The sequence below is a fragment of the Spirulina sp. 06S082 genome, from assembly GCF_034932145.1.
Taxonomy (GTDB): domain Bacteria; phylum Cyanobacteriota; class Cyanobacteriia; order Cyanobacteriales; family Spirulinaceae; genus CCY15215.
Window position 1 is genome coordinate 18,869 of the sequence record NZ_JAYGHV010000276.1, and the last position, 20,358, is coordinate 39,226.

16 protein-coding genes are annotated in these 20,358 nt (G+C 41.9%); 10 read left to right on the plus strand and 6 right to left on the minus strand.

The window, feature by feature from the left end; all coding sequences use genetic code 11:
• From VB714_RS16125 to VB714_RS16150, 6 genes are all read right to left on the minus strand, one after another.
• The gene (locus VB714_RS16125; protein ID WP_323225663.1) at nucleotides 1-1,266 is read right to left on the minus strand and encodes a transposase; all 1,266 of its coding nucleotides are present in this window, start codon (nucleotides 1,264-1,266) and stop codon (nucleotides 1-3) included.
• A 136-nt stretch (nucleotides 1,267-1,402) separates the two neighbouring features.
• Complete coding sequence (gene lpdA / locus VB714_RS16130; protein WP_323225664.1) at nucleotides 1,403-2,824, minus strand: dihydrolipoyl dehydrogenase; 1,422 nt, start codon at nucleotides 2,822-2,824, stop codon at nucleotides 1,403-1,405.
• A 373-nt stretch (nucleotides 2,825-3,197) separates the two neighbouring features.
• Nucleotides 3,198-3,701, minus strand: a complete 504-nt coding sequence (locus tag VB714_RS16135) for a type II toxin-antitoxin system PemK/MazF family toxin (protein WP_323225665.1) — start codon at nucleotides 3,699-3,701, stop codon at nucleotides 3,198-3,200.
• 2 nt (nucleotides 3,702-3,703) lie between these two features.
• Entirely contained in the window at nucleotides 3,704-4,189 is a 486-nt protein-coding gene (locus tag VB714_RS16140) for a type II toxin-antitoxin system antitoxin SocA domain-containing protein (protein ID WP_323225666.1), read from the minus strand.
• 195 nt (nucleotides 4,190-4,384) lie between these two features.
• Nucleotides 4,385-7,003 carry an ATP-dependent chaperone ClpB gene (gene clpB, locus VB714_RS16145; RefSeq protein WP_323225667.1) on the minus strand — a complete coding sequence of 873 codons (2,619 nt, stop codon included), beginning with the start codon at nucleotides 7,001-7,003 and terminating at the stop codon, nucleotides 4,385-4,387.
• A 161-nt stretch (nucleotides 7,004-7,164) separates the two neighbouring features.
• Nucleotides 7,165-9,729, minus strand: a complete 2,565-nt coding sequence (locus VB714_RS16150; protein ID WP_323225668.1) for a GAF domain-containing protein — start codon at nucleotides 9,727-9,729, stop codon at nucleotides 7,165-7,167.
• A gap of 180 nt (nucleotides 9,730-9,909) precedes the next feature.
• On the opposite strand from VB714_RS16150, the gene fabD reads away from it, so the two are divergent.
• The 10 genes from fabD (at nucleotide 9,910) to VB714_RS16200 (ending at nucleotide 20,313) form a co-directional block, all read left to right on the plus strand.
• Nucleotides 9,910-10,797: an ACP S-malonyltransferase gene (gene fabD / locus VB714_RS16155; RefSeq protein WP_323225669.1), complete on the plus strand. Its 888-nt coding sequence runs from the start codon at nucleotides 9,910-9,912 to the stop codon at nucleotides 10,795-10,797.
• Between the two features lie 173 nt (nucleotides 10,798-10,970).
• Complete coding sequence (locus VB714_RS16160; protein WP_204106314.1) at nucleotides 10,971-11,198, plus strand: DNA-directed RNA polymerase subunit omega; 228 nt, start codon at nucleotides 10,971-10,973, stop codon at nucleotides 11,196-11,198.
• A gap of 33 nt (nucleotides 11,199-11,231) precedes the next feature.
• Nucleotides 11,232-11,810 (plus strand): hypothetical protein, encoded by a 579-nt coding sequence (locus VB714_RS16165; protein WP_323225670.1) that lies wholly within the window; start codon nucleotides 11,232-11,234, stop codon nucleotides 11,808-11,810.
• 36 nt (nucleotides 11,811-11,846) lie between these two features.
• Nucleotides 11,847-12,320, plus strand: coding sequence for a hypothetical protein (locus tag VB714_RS16170; RefSeq protein ID WP_323225671.1), 474 nt, complete (start codon nucleotides 11,847-11,849; stop codon nucleotides 12,318-12,320).
• Between the two features lie 102 nt (nucleotides 12,321-12,422).
• Nucleotides 12,423-13,796: a CHAT domain-containing protein gene (locus tag VB714_RS16175; RefSeq protein ID WP_323225672.1), complete on the plus strand. Its 1,374-nt coding sequence runs from the start codon at nucleotides 12,423-12,425 to the stop codon at nucleotides 13,794-13,796.
• A gap of 29 nt (nucleotides 13,797-13,825) precedes the next feature.
• Entirely contained in the window at nucleotides 13,826-15,316 is a 1,491-nt protein-coding gene (locus VB714_RS16180; protein ID WP_323225673.1) for an alpha/beta fold hydrolase, read from the plus strand.
• A gap of 1 nt (nucleotide 15,317) precedes the next feature.
• The gene (locus VB714_RS16185) at nucleotides 15,318-15,911 is read left to right on the plus strand and encodes a hypothetical protein (protein ID WP_323225674.1); all 594 of its coding nucleotides are present in this window, start codon (nucleotides 15,318-15,320) and stop codon (nucleotides 15,909-15,911) included.
• A 41-nt stretch (nucleotides 15,912-15,952) separates the two neighbouring features.
• Entirely contained in the window at nucleotides 15,953-17,389 is a 1,437-nt protein-coding gene (locus VB714_RS16190) for an FAD-binding domain-containing protein (protein ID WP_323225675.1), read from the plus strand.
• Nucleotides 17,390-17,550: 161 nt separating this feature from the next.
• Nucleotides 17,551-18,978 (plus strand): hypothetical protein, encoded by a 1,428-nt coding sequence (locus tag VB714_RS16195; RefSeq protein ID WP_323225676.1) that lies wholly within the window; start codon nucleotides 17,551-17,553, stop codon nucleotides 18,976-18,978.
• Nucleotides 18,979-19,005: 27 nt separating this feature from the next.
• Nucleotides 19,006-20,313, plus strand: coding sequence for a DUF1822 family protein (locus VB714_RS16200; RefSeq protein ID WP_323225677.1), 1,308 nt, complete (start codon nucleotides 19,006-19,008; stop codon nucleotides 20,311-20,313).
• The last annotated feature ends 45 nt before the right edge of the window (nucleotides 20,314-20,358 follow it).

Here is a 20,358-nt window from a genome sequence, read left to right on the forward strand (position 1 = left end):
TCAAAAAAGACTAAGTTGAACCCAGTTCTTTGAAGTTTCTTGCTTCACAGGCTGACTATCGTCTAAGCCTCCACAAGCAGAGATGATGAGACCCACCACCTGTAGCTCTTCCAATGCCCGATTAAGAATATTAATTGCCGCATTTTCATCTCTGTCCATCACCAGTCCACACTTCGGGCATTCATGAGTGCGAACCGAGAGAGTTTTCGGGACTTTCGTGCCGCAACCGCTACAGTCTTGACTTGTACCATGAGGATTTACTTTCACTACAAGAGAGCCGCATTTGACTGCCACTGCTTCTAAGATGGTAATAAATTGTCCCCATGCTGCATCAAGAACGCTTTTAGCCAGTCGAGTTCTTGCCAGTCCCTTAATGTTTAAATCTTCAACAGCAATTAAGTCATAACATCTCGTTAGCCAGTTGGCTATTTTGTATTGAAAATCCTTTCGTTGTCGTTGAATCTTTTGATGAATAAGAGCGATTTTGTTTTGTTGTTTTTGATAGTTTTTTGACCCCTGTTGCTTATTCTTTAATCTCTTTTGCTGACGTGCTAAATGATTTTGTGCCTTGCGATAGGTTTGTTGAATCGGAACAGTTTCTCCCTCTGATGTAGTGAGAAATTCTTTCAATCCCACATCAATTCCCACAGCAGATTTGATTTTGTCTAACGGCAGAGGTTCCGGAACTACTTCATCTTTTGCTGTTAAGCAAACATAATAACCATCAGCCTTCTTGACAATTGACGCAGTTCTCAATTCAAATCCTTCGGGAATGGGACGATGAACGATGACCGGAATTATCCCCAATTTCGTTGTTATTAGGTTTTTCCCATCAAATTTAATCGTGGCTTTCGGATGGTTGACTCGCGAAAACTCAAACGATCTTAGTTGTCCAGCTTTCTTAAACCTCGGTCGCCCTCCTCGTTTTCCTTTCTTGTCAGGAACTCTCCATTTCTTCCATGCTTTATCTAATCTTTGCAGATTAATTTGCTGCACTTCCGAATAGATTTCTTTGTATTCTGGGAAAAGGATTTTTGTTTCTTTGAGAGCAGCTTGCTGAGTGTAGTAATTAACGGATTCTGGAATTTCGCCAATTGATTCTGAAACCAAACTGCACCGATCTACTTGAGAACGAGTTTGTCTCAAATAGTTTAATCGTTGACCCAAGGCATAATTCCAATGGCGACGCAAGAGTTCGAGCCAATGGTCTATCTTGTCTGCCTGTTCTGGGGTCGGCTTAATTCGGTAGCAGTAGGTTAGAATCATGAGAACATTATAGCTTACCGATTCCTGGAGGATTCGCTACCGCTCAATTTCCTTTATTTGTCGCGATTCCTCTCCCGTTAAATCGGAGATTCTAACGGGAGACCCCTCGCGACATTGAGTTGGGGAGGAATTGCTGTTAAACTTTGGCGCGTTTAAAGGCTTCGTCGAGGACTTCTGAGAGGGTGGGATGGGTGTGAACATTGAAAGCGAGATTTTGTACCGCTTGACGTTGCGCGATCGCGTTAGCTGCTTCTTGAATCAAATCTGCCGCGTGTAAGCCAATAATATGCACTCCCAGTAATTCTCCCGTGTCTTGGCGGTAAATAATCTTGGCAATACCATCGGTTTCCCCTTCCGCTAATGCCTTGGAATTGCCCTTAAAGTAGGTTCTGGCGGTGGCAATGGCAAAACCTTCTTTTTCCCCTAATTCCTTGGCTTGGGGTTCGCTTAAGCCCACATAGCTGATTTCCGGATGGGTAAAGGCGGCGGCTGGTATACTGCGATAGTCGATGGTGCGATCGTTGCCGCAAATATTTTCCACAGCAATAATTCCTTGGGCAGATGCGGCATGAGCTAACATCATTTTACCCGTGGCATCCCCGATCGCCCACAAATGCGGCACCGGTTGCCCATCTTTTAGCACTTCCATTTTATCGTTGACTTCGATAAAGCCGCGACGGTTGGTTTCTAAGGCGATGGTTTCTAAACCGAGGTTTTTCGTCGCGGGAATGCGTCCGGTGGCCACTAAACAAGCATCGACCTCTAAAATATCAATGGTTTCTTTGGTTTTTGCGTCGGCGAGTTCGATAATGACGGGAGATCCGGGGGTAACTTTTTTGGCTAAGGTGCTGCTATAAGTCTCAATATCGCGGGGTTTGAGGAGAACTCTTTCGGCAATTTTGGCAATATCGGGATCGAAGCCTGGCATTAAGACATCTAACGCCTCGATCATGGTGATTTCGCAGCCTAACGCTGAGTATACATCGGAGAATTCTAAGCCAATATAGCCGCTTCCGACAATGGCCACCCAATCGGGTAAATAGTTTAATTTAACTGCATCATCGCTGGTAAATACAGTCTCTCCGTCGATTTCGATACCGGGGGGGACAAAGGGAATTGAGCCGGTGGAGAGGATGATATTTTTGGCGGTGAGAAATCTTTCTTCGTTGTCGGTTTTGACGGACACTTTTTGCGGTCCGGCAATTTTTCCCCAACCGCGAATGGTTTCGACTTTGAGACCGGTCAAACTATTGGTGAGATCGCCGCGAATTTTGTCAACGAGGTTAGTCGCGTGGTCGGCGATCGCCTGTCTATCAAAGGCGACACTTCCCAGTTGAATGCCCATTGTTTGCAGGTGTTGGCGATCGTGAAATTCTCGCACTTTTCCCGAGGCGGCGAGGAGGGCTTTTGAAGGGATACAGCCCCGGTTGACGCAGGTTCCCCCCATCTCTGCGGCTTCGATGATGGCGGTTTTCAATCCCAGTTTAACAGCGTGCAGGGCGGCTCCGTGACCGCCGACTCCTGCTCCAATAATCACTAAGTCGTAGTCGAAACTCATGTTTTCAATGAACAATTATCAATAGGTCGATTATCGGTGAAGGGTGGGAAATTGGGAATGGGTAATGGGTGATGGGTAATTATGTTGCGAATTGTAAATCGACGCATGACGGCAAATGGCTGAAACCCGCATTATTTCGTTGAGGTGCGTCGATTTGACCTCTGAAACCCTCTCTGGGTCAGGTCTCTTAAAATGGATTAGGGTTGGCGGCGATCGCGGCACTTGCAGCCAAGGGAACAACCACAATTCATCGGGCTGAAGCGGCTGCAGTTTCCTATCCGAATTTTGTTAACACTTTAGAACAGATTATAAAGTAGATTATTTTGAGATGCTAAGATATATTAGTAGTTAATTAAAAAACTCGCTATTCCCCCTAACTCAAACCCAGATAATATCTTAAACGCTTTTCAATACCCTTCATATCTGAATCATTCAGCATTCCTATGGATGTTTTCCAAGAGCCATCTTGATTTTTGAAACAACCTGCATCGACTACTGAGATTTGGTGAACTAAGGCATAAGATTTTTCTTTGAGTCCAGTTTTTTTGATATTATTTTTAGTATTATTGATTATATGAACTGTGTTAAGATTTCTGGTAATACTATTTAATTTTGAGCTTAAAGGGATAACTGTAAATGTGAACTCATAGGTTTGATTGGTTTCAAAAAAATAATTATTCATCCATACGACATGAGGATGCTGGTATCTTTCAACATAGCTGGGGTTAACCCTTTCTATACAAGAACTTTCCTTACAATTTGGAGTCTTGATTTGTCTAATCTGATAAACATGAAAATGATTATTTTTACATTTTGCGATAACTTTATTAGGATCAAGTTTATATATTAAACCCTGCTTTGGTTTTAAATTTTCCACTTCTAAGCGATCGCTTCCTCTAATAATTTTTCTCGTTCGCGTTGCAGATTTAATCGTATGTTTTTAGATGGTTTACATTCTTTGATTTCTAGTATGGGTTCTGTATTGTCAATATAATTTTTTAATTCTTTAAAACGTTCGTGTCCACCACCAGACCATTCATGTTGAATATTGTCAAGCATTAACTCCAAACCTTCAGCAAATTGCAAATTTTCAAGAGGTTGACATTGAGAACCAACTCGAATAACTATTTGACCATTTTTTCTTTTCTTTAGTTCAATTTCCTTTTCATTCATGCACTTTAATACAAGATCGATAGATTGATCCCAAGGCCCATATCGACCGTAGTACCAGTTTAAATCTGTAAGCTGTTTATCCATCCATTTAACAGCAGACAGATCGGCTAAATACAAAAATTTAACCAGCCGTGTTTTTTCAATACTTCCACCTGCCGCCCGAACAAAATACTGAATTAATTTTTCTAACATGGCTAACCTACATCAGGAATTTCATTTTCTATTATAGTCAATTGCTGTCCCAAATGCTATTCTTGACTAACTTAATATTAATTTACAAACGCTTTTAAACAGCGCATTCGCTAACTTGCCAATAAGCCGGCGATCGCTAGGTCTTTGACTATTGAATTTTTGATTAGAAAGGGCGCACACATTGCGCCCTTTCATCTACACTTTCAATAAATCCACAGACAAGCGCTTAAACACTAATCGCTCATCTTCCACATCTACAAAGATGGTATCACCCGCAGTGAAATTACCTTTTAAAATTGACTTGGCGATATCGGTTTCTAAATATCGCTGTACTGCTCGTTTTAAAGGTCGCGCCCCATACACTGGATCGTAACCTAATTCTGCCAGATAATCCAAGGCTGCTTCAGACAATTTGAGAGACAGTTTTTGCTCTGCTAGGCGACTTTCTAAACGCTGAACTTGTAGTTTCACAATGTGTTTTAATTGTTCCTTCAGTAAACTGCGGAAAATAATCAATTCATCGACACGATTGAGAAATTCTGGACGGAAGTTTTCCTGCATTGCTATCATCACGCGCGATCGCATTTCCTCATAGTTAGCATCATCTCCTGCTAAATCCAGAATATACTGAGAACCGATGTTACTGGTCATAATAATGATGGTATTTTTAAAGTCTACCGTATGACCTTGAGAATCGGTTAAACGCCCATCATCTAAGATTTGCAACAGGACGTTAAAAACATCATGATGTGCCTTTTCAATCTCATCAAAAAGAATCACTGAATAAGGACGACGGCGAATAGCTTCGGTTAATTGTCCCCCTTGTTCATAACCTACATAACCAGGAGGCGCACCCATTAAACGAGAAACGCTATTTTTCTCCATATATTCCGACATATCGATACGCACGATCGCGTCTTCCGTATCAAAAAGACTAGCAGCTAATGCCTTCCCTAATTCTGTTTTTCCGACTCCCGTGGGTCCGAGGAAAATGAAACTGGCAATGGGACGATTGGGATCTGCTAAACCTGCCCGAGAGCGTTGAATTGCGTCAGCAACGGCGGTAACTGCTTCATCTTGTCCGACAACTCGTTCGTGTAGTTCATCCTCTAAATGCAGCAGTTTTGCCTTCTCTGACTCCACCAACTTACTGAGGGGAATTCCTGTCCATTTAGAGATAATTTCAGCAATATCTGCCTCTAAAACTTCCTCTCGTAATAGGGATTTTCCACTGGTTTGAATGTCTTCTAGTTGGCTTTCTGTTTCTTTAATTTGACGCTGTAGGTCTATTAGTTTACCGTAGCGCAACTTGTGCATTTGTTTCAGATCGGCGGTGCGTTCTGCTTGTTGAATTTCTAAATTAACCCGGTCAATTTCTTCCTTAACCCCATTGATTTTATCAATAACATCTTTTTCAGATTGCCATTGAGCATTAAGATGAGATTGTTCTTCTTTGAAATTGGCTAATTCTTTTTCTAAAATCTCCAAACGGGCGATCGCGGCTTCGTCATTATCTTTTTGCAGAGATAATCGTTCCATTTCCAATTGCAGAACTTTGCGATCGATCTCATCTAACTCCTCGGGTTTGGAGGTAATTTCCATTTTTAACTTCGCTGCGGCTTCATCCACCAGATCGATCGCCTTATCGGGGAGGAAGCGATCGCTAATATAGCGGTTGGAAAGCATGGCCGCGGCAACTAAGGCACTATCGGCAATTTTCACGCCGTGGTGGACCTCGTAGCGCTCTTTCAGCCCTCGTAAAATGGAAATAGTATCTACCTCTGTGGGTTCTCCTACAAATACTTCTTGGAAGCGTCGCTCTAAGGCGGCATCTTTTTCGATATACTTGCGATACTCATCCAAAGTTGTTGCACCGATGCAATGCAGTTCCCCTCGTGCCAGCATGGGCTTGAGTAAATTCCCGGCATCCATCGCCCCTTGAGTCGCCCCGGCACCAACAACGGTGTGAATTTCGTCAATAAAGAGGATAATTTGACCGCGAGATTCCATCACCTCTTTTAAAACAGCTTTGAGACGTTCCTCAAATTCGCCGCGATACTTAGCTCCGGCAATTAATGCTCCCATATCGAGGGCAAATACTCGCCGATCTCTAAGTGAGTCTGGCACGTCTTTATTGATAATGCGTTGCGCCAAACCTTCGGCGATCGCGGTTTTCCCGACCCCTGGTTCCCCAATTAAAACGGGGTTATTTTTGGTGCGTCTGGACAGAATTTGGATGGTACGGCGAATTTCGTCATCTCGACCGATAACGGGGTCGAGTTTCCCTTCCCGTGCGAGATCCGTGAGTTCTCGGCCGTACTTTTCCAATGCGTCGTATTTGCCTTCTGGGTTCTGATCTGTCACTTTTTGATTGCCTCGAATTCCTTTAATAATTTCTCTTAATTGATTTTCCGTCAAGCCGAATTCTTGAAAAACGGCGCGACCGAAGCGATCGTCTTTAGGATAAGCGAGAATGAGATGTTCGATGGAAATATAGTCATCGCCAAATTCTTTGCGGAAGGCTTCGGCGCGATCGAGCAGTACATCTAAACTGCGCCCCAAATAGATAGAGTCGCTGGTTTGGGTAACTTTTGGCTGACGGCTAATAAAATCGTCAACGCGATCGCGCAGTTTTTGGACGCTAACATTGGCTTTATTAAAAATACTGCTGGCGAGTCCTTCTTCTTCCAGAAGTGCTTTAATTAAATGTTCGCTTTCAATTTGTTGATTTTTATTTTGTTTGGCAATTTCCGGGGTTTTAACGACGGCTTGCCATGATTTTTCGGTAAACTGGTTGGGGTTGGTGGGCTGCATTTTCTCTCCTCCTGACAGCGTGCGATCGCCTTAGTTTCTTGTTTGGGTCTCTTGTTATTGTAGAATTCTCTCGATGGTTTCCTTTGGGGGAAATACTCCCTTTTAAGGGTGGGTTTCCGTTCCAACTACTGCGATCGCTTCTCAGTAAACCGACCCGAAAATCATTTTACCATCATAGTATGAATGCCGTCCCAACTTTCGGGAGGAGGGGTTTCCAGATAACTTTGACAGCGATGTAAGTGCATTAATAAAGGTTTATCTTGGGGACGAATATCCCCGGCTTGCTGGAAATAGTTTAAGGCTTCAGAAAAATTGCGTTCTAAATAAGCATTTCTTCCCCGATGATATAACTCTAAAAATCGTTCTGTTTGCGGATCGATACTATCCGATCGCCTGCCAATTAATTCGTAAATATCAACTGCTTTGCTTTTCCCTTTAACGCGAGTTTTGTCTAATTCTCGCACAATGAGGCGATCGCTTCCACCACACAATTGATAAGTTGATTCGCTGATAATAATATCACAATGATATTCTTTCGTAAGACTTTCTAAGCGAGAACTGAGGTTTACACCATCACCGATTACAGTATAGTCCATGCGCTTCTGAGAGCCAATATTTCCCGAAACAACTTCTCCGGAACTGATCCCAATACCGAAACGGAAATGAGGTTGATTTTCTAAGATATGCTGTTGATTAAATTCCGCTAATCTGCGTCGCATATCTAAGGCAGATTGTACCGCCATTGAAGCATGATTTTCTAAGGGTAATGGCGCACCAAATACCGCCATGAGTGCATCACCAATAAACTTATCTAATGTTCCTTGATAATGAAAAACTGACTCTACCATTGTTTCAAAATAACGGTTAAGTAAGGTAACAACTTCTGTTGCTTCTAGATTTTCCGTCATGGTTGTATAACCGCGAATATCGGAGAAAAGAATTGTAACTTCTTTTCTTTCTCCTATCATTAAAGCATCGTCTCCCAATGCCATGACTTGTTCAGCAACACTGGGATTCATGTAGCGATAAAGGGTTGATTTAATGCGCTTCTCGTTACTAATATCTTCTAAAATAACCAATCCTCCGCGAACTTTTCCTTCGGAGTTACTGAGGGGATTTACTGTTAAATTTACACTGCGTTCGATCGGTTGAACTTCTTTGCGATCGCGGCGCAATCGATCTGATTCTCGCTGCATTTCGTTCCAGGGAATATAAACATTATGATCTTCTGGGTTTGGAAAAGCCAAAAGCGGCAGAAATCCTTCAGAATTCGGACTATCAGCAATCCCAAGCAGTAATGTTTGTTCGGGAACATAATGTTTTGTTCCCGATTGCAAACTTGCGATCAAGCGATCTTCTAATGTGTCGATAGGAAAGATTTCCCAAACATGGCGATCGAGGATTTTATACTCCCACATTTGTCGCACGCGCTCTTCATGGAGAAGCTCTTCTGGACAGCCTAATAGTTTGAATGCGGCATCATTAATTGTAACAATTTTTCCCTGGAGATCGGTGGAAACGACTGCATCCGAAAGACTTTCTAAAATATCTTTTTGATATTGTTTTTCCGTCAAAACACTTTCAAATAGTTTGGCATTTTCGAGAGCAATTCCGGCTTGGATATTAAACGCCTGCATGAATTCTTCATCGGAAGGGGTAAAACTTCCCTCTTTTTCTTTGTTAATTAACTGGGTAACGGCGATTAATTCTGCCCTCGAATTATAAACGGGCATACAAAGAATACTTCGAGTGCGATATCCAGTTCTTTTATCTGTTGATGGGTCAAAACGATCGTCAAGATAAGCATCGGAAATATTTAAAGTTTGTCCGCTTTTGGCCACATATCCCGCAATACCGCGATCGGCTGGAATACGAATTTCTAGCAGTTTCATTTCATCTGCTGTAGGGATTTTACTCCAAAGCTCATTAGTTTCTTTACTGAGCATAAATAAGGTACTGCGATCGGCTTTCATCAGCTTCCGTGCTTGTTCCATTACCGACCTTAAAGTTGCTTCTAAATCGAGACTTTCTCCTAAACTAGCCGTTGCTTTTAAGAGTGCAGAAGCACCGCGTTGATTTCGCGCGGCCATGTAAAAAGATTGGCAAGTTTCGAGGATAATGCCAATAGAAGAGGCAAAGTCTTGAAATTGGCGTTCGTCGTCTTGATTAAAAGGAAGATAATCGGCTTTATTTAATAATTGAACGACGGCGACAACGCGATCGCTACTACTCAAAATAGGCATACACAGCAGCGTTTGTGTACTATAACCTGGCAGTCCGTCAATTTGATTGTTGAAGAGGGGATGTTTTTCTGCGTTAACGAGATTTAAAAGTTGTCCGGTAACAGCAACTCTTCCTGCAATACCTACATTGAGAGGAAGACGTAAATTCTTAGATGTATGAGGATCGTCGTGGTTAACTTTTGCCCAAAGGTGATTTTTTTCGCTATCTACCAAAAAAACGATTGTGCGATCGGCCTGCAAAATTTGCCCAATTTTCAAGGTTAGCGCATCAACGATTTGATCCAGCATTGTTTCGAGGGCTTCACTGTTAAGTGCGTCGATCGCCCGCAAAAATTGCTGGAATTCCGCCGTAATAAAATCCAGTAAACAGATAAACTCGTTAATGGAGAGGTCTTTAACGCGGTTGCTCAAGACGCTCGTGCGATTAAATTGGGTCAGTTGGGTTAGGGATGCTAAGATACTCCCAGTATTTGATAGTGGCATAGAATCCCATTTCAGGTTTTGGGCAATACAAGGGATGAGAAGGACAATCTTATCGTCACCAATCTTAACAATACTTCAAAAATGTCTCTGTGATCTGGAACATTTCTCATTGTCAGCGATCGCAAAAGCAAGGAAGATATCTTTGAAGTCCGATTTATCACAATTAATAAAGATACCGCAATGACAACAACAGCATGGGTTTTTCCAGGTCAGGGATCGCAGAAAATCGGGATGCAGGCGGATCTCGAAAATATTCCCACCGCAAAAGCCAAACTCGATCGCGCCGAAGAAATTTTAGGTTGGTCTATCCTCGAAGTGTGTAAAAATGAACCGGAGAAACTCTCTCGTACTCTCTACACTCAGCCCTGCTTGTACGCGATCGCCTCCATTCTTGCCGATTTGCTCTTTGCAGCAGGTCAAAACCCCCAATACGTGGCCGGACACAGTTTAGGGGAATACGTCGCCCTTTACGCCGCAGGAGCCTATGATTTTGAAACCGGGTTGCAGTTGGTGAAGCGTCGCGGGGAATTGATGGACGCAGCAGAAGGAGGGAAAATGTATGCGCTGATGGGGTTCGATCGCGAACAACTCCAAGCTAAAATTGACGAAACCGCCGATGTTGTCCTCGCTAACGATAATAGTGCCGCCCAAGTGGTCATTTCTGGAACCCCCGCCGCCGTCGATCGCGTCGTCGCTGCGGTTAAAAGCAAACGCGCGATCGAGTTAAATGTTTCCGGGGCATTTCACTCTCACCTAATGAAAGAAGCCTCACAAAAATTCAATGAGATTTTAGACAAAGTAACTTTTAATGAGAGTAAAATCCCCGTTTTGGCCAATGTCGAACCCACTCCAACAACCCATGCAGGGGAATTAAAAGCACGGTTGCAACAACAAATGACCGGATCGGTACGCTGGCGAGAAATTATGGACGCGATCGCCGCCAATGAGGTCGAAAAAATCATAGAAGTGGGTCCAAGTCAAGTGCTAACTGGGTTATTCAAACGAGCCTATTCTAAGATTCCTCGCAGCAACATCAGCAGCATGGCTGATATTGCTGCGATCGACTAGAAAAGACGATCTTCTCGGATTTTCCGATCCCCTTTTTTTCTGATATCCTTGCCGAAACTTTGCTAGACTGTTCTCTAGTCATTACTACAGCAATTTTCCCTTTTGATGAGATTATTGCTGGCTCAATTGACCAAAAACCTTAAAATCATTGCATTAATTCGGATTGATCCCCAATGGCTAAACGGCTACCTTTCGACCCTTCTGAAATCATGTCCCGCGCTGATGAGTTAATGGCTGCAGCCTCCAACCGCTATCGCATTACCGTACAAGTTGCCCATCGCGCTAAACGCCGTCGCTATGAAGAATTTGAGAGTCTTGACGATCCTGCAATGAAGCCTGTAATTCGCGCAGTCATCGAAATGTCCGACGAACTGACCCAGCCGGAAATTATTGGGGATTAATTGCCGAAAATAACTAAGATTAGAGGAGGAAGGATGAAACAGAATTTATGGCGTAATTTTGCTAAATTCTCTGTTATTTTAGCACTTGCTTTAGTGGTTGGCGGCGATCGCCCTCCTGCTTTTGCCCAAACTCGACAAGCGATTAAAGATGCTGAAGATGTTTACCAACTACTCCCTAATTTCCCCCAAGAAAATCAATATATTTCTCAGGATTCTGGTGAGATAGCATCGCAAAACACTTTGGTTGCTCGCTTAATTTACTATCATATTTATCTCAAAAATCGCCCCCCACAATATCGCTTTGATTGGAAACTCACTCTTGCGGATTATTTAGGCGCAAATGAAACCATTCTTTCGAGTCGATATTCTGGGACGCGAACCTTGCGAGATAATCCTTTAAAAGGAGATATCGCGATTATCGATCGCCTAACTCGACAACAGCGAGAAGAACTTATTCAAACCCTCGTGCGAGTTTTCAACCCCAATATTGATAACAACAATCAAGATTCTTCTTCTCCTCTACCCGATAATAGCGAATCGCAACCCAATTCTCCCAATTCATCTGGCGATCGCCGCTTCCCCAAACCAGGGGATGCTCAATTGCTTCTTTAATAATTCAATTTGGAGCAACATCTCATGTTGGTAAAAATGAAGTTCAAACAACTTTTTCTCTCATTTTGTTTTGCAATCCTACTATTTTTAAATACGGGTTGCGTTGCCGTTGAACGCATTGATGAAGATACGGTTTTGTTAAAGTTTCCTGTTATGAATGAGAATGTTTTTCCGTTTAATGGCAAAATATTCCCTCTATTTAAAAAAGAAGATGAGGAAAGTTTAGTATTAGATGAACCAGAAATTATAGATAATGTAATAGAAGAAAATATATCAGAAGAAACGGTAGTATCGGAGGATGAGGAAGAATCTTCCCTACCCGTTATTTCTGCTGAAGAAGAGGAAGAAATTGCTCCCGATCTAGAACCTGTAGAAGAGGTGATGGAAGTTCCGGAAACTGAAAAAACCTTTACTCTTGTTTTATTTCCTGAAAGCGATCGCAAAGAATCCGTTATCCTCAATCAAGAAACCTATAAAAAGATTTTGAGGATTTTAAGAACATCTGAGTAGTGCCAATTCACAAAAAAACAGGCTTTCAAAAGTTCTCAAAATAGTAAGGGAAGCATAAAAGCTACCATTAATACCAAAAACACAAACTAAAGAATGCCTGCTATGAATATTTTTAATGCTTGGTTCTTTCGCAAACCACACCGCAGGCAAGGCTTCTTTATACTGCCATTTCTGCTTTCCCTGCTGTTTTTCCTAACATTTTCCTCCCTTGCTCCTTCCGCCTCCCACGCTAAACCTTCTCGCGTGGATAATCTCCTCGATCGCGGTAATATTGAGGAAGCGATCGCCGTCCTTGAAGGTGACTGGAAAAAAGACTACCAAGCATTTTATGGGCAAAAATACGAACAACCGATCCAACAAACCGAGGCGATCGCGCAAAAACTCCTCGATATAGCTCAAGAAACTGGGGAAAATCCCGCCGTCATTTGGGCATTTTCTCGCCCTGAAGACCTTGTTATTCTGCTGATTACCCCTGGGAATGAACCCATGAGTTTCACCATTGCCGAGGCAGATAGCGAAGAACTTGATATTATGGCAACAACCTTTCGTCGGGAAGTTGCTAACCCTCGTAGAGTCAATAGCGTTGCTTATAGAAAAGCCTCCCAACAACTTTATCAGTGGTTGATTGCACCGATCGAACCCATCCTCGAAAGCCAACAGATCGACACCCTTTTATTTTGCGTTGGCGAAAACCTGCGATCGCTTCCTTTTGCAGCACTTCAAGACGGCGAACAATTCCTAATTGAAAAATATAGCCTCGCGACAATCCCCGCCTTTAGTCTCACAGAAACTACCTACACCGATATCCGCAACGATCGGGTTTTGGCCATGGGAGCCTCGGAATTTCTCGAACAAATTCCCCTACCTGGAGTAGAAGTCGAACTGTCGGCGATCGTACCGGAATTGTGGCCGGGGAAAGCCTTCCTCAATCAAAACTTTACTATTGCTAACCTGCAGGCCGAACGACGACAAGACCCCGTTACAATTATTCATCTTGCGACCCACGCCGAGTTTAGATCGGGATCTCCCGATCGCTCTTACATCCAATTTAGCGATCGCCAACTTTCCCTCGATCGCCTTGGGGAACTAGGCTGGAGAGATCCCCCCGTAGAATTATTAGTTTTAAGTGCCTGTCAGACAGCATTAGGCGATCGCGACGCAGAATTAGGGTTTGCAGGATTGGCAGTACAAGCAGGAGTGAAAACCGCGATCGCCAGTTTGTGGTCCGTGAGCGATCTTGGTACTCTCGCCTTAATGAGCGAATTTTACCAGCAATTAAGAACCGCCCCTATTAAAACCGAGGCACTGCGACAGGCTCAACTTGCCATGATTCGCGGCGATATTCGCCTAGAAGGGGCAACTTTGGTCAATTCCGAGAGTGCGATCGCTCTACCGCCGAATTTACAGTCTAGTGGCGTTAATTTAGCGCATCCCTACTATTGGGCTTCTTTTGTGGCGATCGGCAGTCCTTGGTAAAGAGTAAAATTAAAATTTATTGCTGGACAATGCCCACTCTACAACAATTAAAATTCTTTAATAATTATCCCTTAATTCTCCTCTGTGCTTTAACAGCAACCGCTTTTTCTACACAATATTCGGTTCAAGCAGCCGAACCCATCGAAACGCATTCTTGTGCTAATTTTGATGTTCCGTCCACCGTTCAAAATGCAAATTGTGGCTATGTGACTGTCCCAGAATTTCACGATCGCGCTACAAAAACCAGCTTTAAACTTGCCTTTATCCGTCTCAAAAGTACCGGAAATAACCCCGACTCAACGCCCTTAATTATGGAACAAGGGGGACCCGGTGCCTCTAGTTTCCGCCGAGTGCGCCACTTTACCCCCGAAGGCATTTTATTACCCCTACAAAAACAACGAGATATCCTCTTAATTGAACAACGAGGAGCGTATTATTCTCAACCCCATTTGCAATGCGATCGCGATGAATTCCCCAGTATTTGTAAAGAACGTTTGGAGAGTGAAGGGATTAATCTCGATGCCTTTAATATGGTACAACACGCCCATGATATTGCCCTAGTTACCCAAACTCTCGGTTACGATCGCTTCAACTATTACGGCACTTCCTACGCTTCCCAACTCGCCCTCTATTTACTGCGTCAACATCCCCAAAGACTTCGCACCATTATTCTTGATGCTACCATTGCCACCGACTCCGATATCGGTTTTTATCAATTGGAAAGTTTTAGCCATGCTTTGAGGCATATCTTTGCAGCCTGCGATCGCGATCGTTTCTGCCAGCAAAATTATCCTAATTTAGAACAAGAATTAATCCATCTTCTTAACCAATTAGAGCGCGATCCTCAATCCATCGATATTGCCATTGAAGGAGAAGAAAACGCCCATTATTATTTCCTTAATGGACAAACTTTTGCTTTTTTTCTACGCGATTTTCTCTATGATGCTCATCAATATGCTCCCCAACTTCCTCGCCTCATTTACGATCTAAATAGAGAAGACTTTACACTGTTTAAAAATATCTATCGTCAGCGTCTCCGAGAAGCCTTTCCCCTCGCCAATGGAATGCGTTTTGCGACAATATGTGCCGCCCCCAATCCTCCCATACCTCCCTTAAATTTAAAGCCCATTTTACCCTTTCTGCAAAAAGTTACAATTGTCTCGGGAACTTTAGCAGATTTTTGTTCATTTTATCCCGTCACTCCCCTTCCCGATCGCGTTTACGAACCCATCCGCAGCGATATTCCGACCTTAATTCTACATGGAGAATACGATCCCATTACCCCTTTGCCTTATGGTGAATATGTTGCCCGTTTTCTCAGCAAGGCGTATATTTTTGAATACCCCGGTTTGGGACATGGTGCATTAGAACAGGGAAATTGCCCTATTATTATGACATTAGAGTTCCTCGATCGCCCCCAACAATCCCCCGATCGCAGTTGTATTGCGAAAATGGGTCAATGGGGAATCTGGGAGAATGTTCTACCGGCAAATTCCGAACTTAATGAGAGGAACTTTTAAAATGTTAGATAACCTCGATCGCGACACAATCTCCGATGATGAATTAATCGCCACGATCGAACAAGAATTAAAAATTATTCAGGGATTTTGCGAGGAAGAAAGCATCGAGAATTTCCCTCCTACCTTACAAGTTTTAGATTCAGAAGGACGCTGGCAATTTCTGGAGATTCCCAACGAACCAGATTTTAATCATTCTGTCCAACGTCGTCAAGTTTTAGTTGCATTAGGAGGGGTTTTCTATCAAGCATGGGGTCGAGAAATTTATCCAATGATTGTCATGCTATCTTCAGAAGCATGGATGAAATCTTTTGATTCTGGCTCTAAACCTAATCCTTATCGATCTCCGAGTGACTATCCCGATGCGATCGATTCAATTGTCGTGCAAAGTATTACTTTAACTAAAACAGAAATTAATGCAGAAGACAATCAACCTCGTGCCTGTTTAGCAGTATTAGAAATAAAACAAAGACAACCCTATATTAAAACAGAAATTTTGGTCGAACCAACAATTACACCAGCAGGTCGCGATCGCACGGATTTACTAAATCATTTTTATTTAGGTTGGATACAGCAAAGTTTAGCTGAAGAAAATTAAAATAAATTGCTGTTGAATTGGTTATTAATTATTTTTGAATTATGTGTATTTTATTTTGGCATCGTTGCGATTTACGAGTTGAGGATAATGTAGGATTGAGTGCTGCACGAGAATCTAGTGCTAAAATCATTGGTGTTTTTTGCTTCGATCCCAATATTCTCAAACGAGACGATATTGCTCCTGCAAGAGTAGCTTATATGATAGGTTGCTTGCAGGAATTACAAACAAGTTATCAACAACTTGGCAGTCAACTTCTCATCCTTTATGATGAACCCGATCGCGCAATTCCTAAACTCGCTTCAGCGTTAAATTGTCAACAAGTTATTTGGAATTTAGATGTTGAGCCTTACGCAAAAGAACGCGATCGCCAATTGCAACAAATTTTAAAAGAGCGAGGCATAGAATTTAAAACTTATTGGGATAAATTATTACACGAACCCGGTACAATTAAAACAGCCACAGATAAGCCTTACACGGTTTATACGCCATTTTGGAAGAATTGGCTTAAACAGAAAAAATATGAACCTTGTCAGCCCTTAAAACCGTTATTGGGGTTAACTGAAACTGAAGAAATAGCCGCCCGAAAAGCAGGCGCGATCGCCTTACCCACAGCGCAAGATTTAGGTTATCCTTGGGAGAATGGGTTTATTTTAGAGCCTGGAGAAACAGCAGCCAAGGAGAGATTAGCAGAATTTTGTAACTCTGCTTTATACGAATATCAAGAACAGCGAAATTTTCCCGCTATTGATGGGACATCGCGACTCAGTGCAGCCTTGAAATTCGGCGCGATCGGCATTCGCACAGTTTGGCAAACTGCACAAATTGCTTATGAGAATTGTCGCAGTGATGAAGCGCGAAAAAATGTACAAACATGGCAACAAGAGTTAGCTTGGCGAGAATTTTATCACCACGCTTTATACTTCTTTCCCGAACTTGCAGAAGGTGCGTATCGCGAGATATTTAAGTATTTTCCTTGGGAAAATAATGAGAACTATTTTCAGGCATGGTGCGAAGGAAAAACCGGTTATCCTATCGTTGATGCAGCTATGCGTCAACTCAATGAAACCGGATGGATGCACAACCGATGTCGCATGATTGTTGCCAGTTTTTTAACCAAAGATTTGATTATAGATTGGCGTTGGGGAGAGAAATATTTTATGCAAAACTTGTGCGATGGAGACTTAGCTGCTAATAATGGGGGATGGCAATGGAGTGCTTCCAGTGGCATGGATCCAAAGCCATTACGCATTTTTAATCCTGCTAGTCAGTCCAAGAAATTTGATTCAGAAGGAGAATATATTCGTCAATGGGTGGATGAATTGCGATCTTTCGATCCAGAGTATTTAGTCACCGGAAAAATCCCACCTTTAGAGTTACAGTATTGCGGTTATCCTGCTCCAATTGTCGATCATAATCAACAGCAACGTAAATTTAAAGCGCTTTATAAATACATTAAAGAAGAGAATGGAAAAATATGAAATATGAAGAAATGTAACAATCAACCTCAAAAAAACCAAATTCTTTCTCCTCCCCTGCATAAACCCCAGAAAATCCTCCCCAATAATAGTATAAGCTCCCATCACCCATTCGGAAAAACCCGATCGAATATGGATTTGAGCTTCTCGGGAGGATGCTAAACGTGAATGACCCCTTAAAACTCGTACAACTTTTTTCCCGTTTTCCTCGGTTTAAGGATGTAGGAAACCGCGATCGCCTCATTTGGCGATCGAACTCCGCATTGCATCGCAATATGTGGCGCTTTCTCGATCGCCAAAATAACCCCTCGGAAGATACTTGTGCGAGATACTTTTTGCAACTTTTACAGAATGCGATCGCGCCAGAACATCCTGACGATCTCGCTTATGCTCAAAAGCACTTAATGGCTTATCTTTGTTTGAGTAGTTACTCTGTTGCGAAAAGCATACACCAAAAACATCGCAAAATCGATTTTTTTCAACATCGTTATGAGGAACGGGATTATCTACAAATAGCAATGCAATATGCCAATAATCCTCAAAAACTACTGAGTGGATTTGACTTTAAACGCAGGCACAAAGATGGCGATCTTTACTTTGTGAAAACTTTTGCCAAGGCTGTCTTAGAGCGCCGAGTCAAAGACGAATTATACAAATATAATAAAGAAAGTATTCTCGGGAAATATAAAGACTGGGGACTTCTTCGTTATGATACCACCTTAAAAGAATTAAAGATTGCTTTACGCAGTCAAATTGAAGAAGTACATATCGAAGAACATCTTTTTGTTTGGAACTGTTTTAAAGAAATTTGTAAACCCAGTCAAAACCGCAGCGATCCAGCTTCACCTCCTCCTAATGCCCAAGAATTAAAAACCCTCGTTTGCCTGTATCAAAACCACGAACTATTCGTATCACAATCTGGAGGATTTGTCAATGAAAAAAAGATAGAAAAAATGCTTCAATCCTGTATTGAAGCCATGAGAGATCATCGACTGTTAAAGATTTACTATCCCGATAGTCTCTTGAACTTTGAAGGCGATCGTTGGGATAACTTTTTTATCACCCTCAATAACTGGGAAGATAACGATCCTGTCAACTCCATCGTCAGAGAAGAAGAAAGGAATGAAATTTATACTCTCGTGGGTATTTCTTTTGAGAAATTAGCATCAGAAAATAAAACCTTACTTCTCCTTTGGAAAGGGTTTAATCTAAATCAAACTCAAATTGGATTAGCGATCGATCTGCCTCAATATGCCGTCAGTCGAAGACTAAAAAAAGCACGCCAATTGATGCTCAAAGAATTCGTTAAAAAAATTCAACAGCACTTCAATCTTCATCTAGATAGTGATGCGATCGAATCAGCCAAGGAACAAATGGAGGAAGTTTTAAAAAAGTACGCAACAAATCTTTTTAAATCTCTCTTAGAGAATTTAAGCCTATCTTTTCAGAGAAAACTAATCGGCGATCGCGAGACATTACTTGTAAAAACGATGTTCTTACAAGCGATTTCTCAAGAATTAAATGTAAAGCAAAAAAATCTCAGCAAAGTTACTGTTGATATCGATACTTTTTTGCAAGAAAATATTCATTAATTATCCGAACAGAAGGAACAAAAAACCATGTCTTTTACTCTCGAACAACTCATCGAAATTTTCCCCGATCGCCTTTGGCTGCAGTTTTCTTCAGAAGAACGCGATCGAATTTGGTTGCAAGCGCAAACCTACTCTAATCAGTCTTCTCGTTGGACTGCTTATCTCAATCTTCTCTGTTTAAATAGTTTTCTGCAATACATTAATAGCGATCCCGATCTGCAAAATGAATCGTTAAAAATCTGTTTTAGCGATCTAGACAAAATTGGCAAAAGTAGTCTCTGGGAATTTATTAATGGAACAGCTTTAGAAATTGGCGATCGCAGACTCATTCTCATTCCTCAAGATACTGTTAGTCCCGATGAATTTTCCGTACCTTGGGAATGGGTTGATATTCCTGCTCTTGCGGGAGACTATTATCTTGCTGTTGAGGTTAATGTAGATCATCAATGGCTACAATTTTGGGGATATACAACCCATCAAAAACTCAAAGAAAAAGCCGATTATGAAAGTCGCGATCGCACTTATAATTTACCTAAAAAGACCCTTATCGAAGATATTGAGGTATTATGGGTTGCACGAGAACTTTGTCTCCCAGAACGAACAGAACTGGAAATGCGAGAATTACCCAATTTATCACACCGGAAACAGCAAGACTTTCTGATCAAGTGGAGTCAAAATTCTACCTATTCTCCTCGCTTGGAATTAAAAGAAGAAGAATTGACAACATGGACTGCTTTATTGATTAGCGATCGCGATCGTTTGGATTTATATAAACGTCGTATTAATTCCCAGAAAAATGTTCATTTGGGTGCATGGTTGAAGAATATTTTTGAGACAAATTGGCAATCATTAGAAGATATTCTCGATAATATAGTTGACACGAGTAAAGAACCAGAAATGAAGCCTATGTATGCCTTCAGAGGGAAAGAAACGAATAGTTGGGGAAATTCTACCACAACAATTCCTGCAATTATCGATCTGTTGAATACTAATATCAATTCGTCGAATACTTTCCGAGGTGTTCAACGAGCAAAACGCATCGATTTGGATATTAAACTTGATATTCCCTCAGTTGCTTTAATTGTCACCGTAGTTCCAGAGAAAAATAAAAAAGCACAGGTTCATTTCCGTATTAGTTCTCTGAATTTGCGAGATTATTTACCGACAAATCTAAATCTAGAAATATTAGATGAAGAAGGTCAAGTGTTCGATCGCATCGTATCGCACCAGTCGGATAATATTATTCAATGTGGATTACAATGCAATTACGGCGATACATTTGGGGTTAAAGTTACACTAGGAGAGATTAGTTTTCAAGAACAATTTATACTTTAATTTCATGGTGAGATGTTTTTGAATGATTCTTAGGGTATTCTAGGA

Excerpts from the sequence above, each read along its gene's own strand:
- VB714_RS16170 (WP_323225671.1), top strand. The coding sequence starts at position 11,847 with ATGAAGTTCAAACAACTTTTTCTCTCATTTTGTTTTGCAATCCTACTA.
- VB714_RS16190 (WP_323225675.1), top strand. The coding sequence starts at position 15,953 with ATGTGTATTTTATTTTGGCATCGTTGCGATTTACGAGTTGAGGATAAT.
- VB714_RS16185 (WP_323225674.1), top strand. The coding sequence starts at position 15,318 with ATGTTAGATAACCTCGATCGCGACACAATCTCCGATGATGAATTAATC.
- clpB (WP_323225667.1), bottom strand. The coding sequence starts at position 7,003 with ATGCAGCCCACCAACCCCAACCAGTTTACCGAAAAATCATGGCAAGCC.
- VB714_RS16200 (WP_323225677.1), top strand. The coding sequence starts at position 19,006 with ATGTCTTTTACTCTCGAACAACTCATCGAAATTTTCCCCGATCGCCTT.
- VB714_RS16140 (WP_323225666.1), bottom strand. The coding sequence starts at position 4,189 with ATGTTAGAAAAATTAATTCAGTATTTTGTTCGGGCGGCAGGTGGAAGT.
- VB714_RS16165 (WP_323225670.1), top strand. The coding sequence starts at position 11,232 with ATGAAACAGAATTTATGGCGTAATTTTGCTAAATTCTCTGTTATTTTA.
- lpdA (WP_323225664.1), bottom strand. The coding sequence starts at position 2,824 with ATGAGTTTCGACTACGACTTAGTGATTATTGGAGCAGGAGTCGGCGGT.
- VB714_RS16125 (WP_323225663.1), bottom strand. The coding sequence starts at position 1,266 with ATGATTCTAACCTACTGCTACCGAATTAAGCCGACCCCAGAACAGGCA.
- VB714_RS16180 (WP_323225673.1), top strand. The coding sequence starts at position 13,826 with ATGCCCACTCTACAACAATTAAAATTCTTTAATAATTATCCCTTAATT.
- VB714_RS16175 (WP_323225672.1), top strand. The coding sequence starts at position 12,423 with ATGAATATTTTTAATGCTTGGTTCTTTCGCAAACCACACCGCAGGCAA.
- VB714_RS16160 (WP_204106314.1), top strand. The coding sequence starts at position 10,971 with ATGGCTAAACGGCTACCTTTCGACCCTTCTGAAATCATGTCCCGCGCT.
- VB714_RS16150 (WP_323225668.1), bottom strand. The coding sequence starts at position 9,729 with ATGCCACTATCAAATACTGGGAGTATCTTAGCATCCCTAACCCAACTG.
- fabD (WP_323225669.1), top strand. The coding sequence starts at position 9,910 with ATGACAACAACAGCATGGGTTTTTCCAGGTCAGGGATCGCAGAAAATC.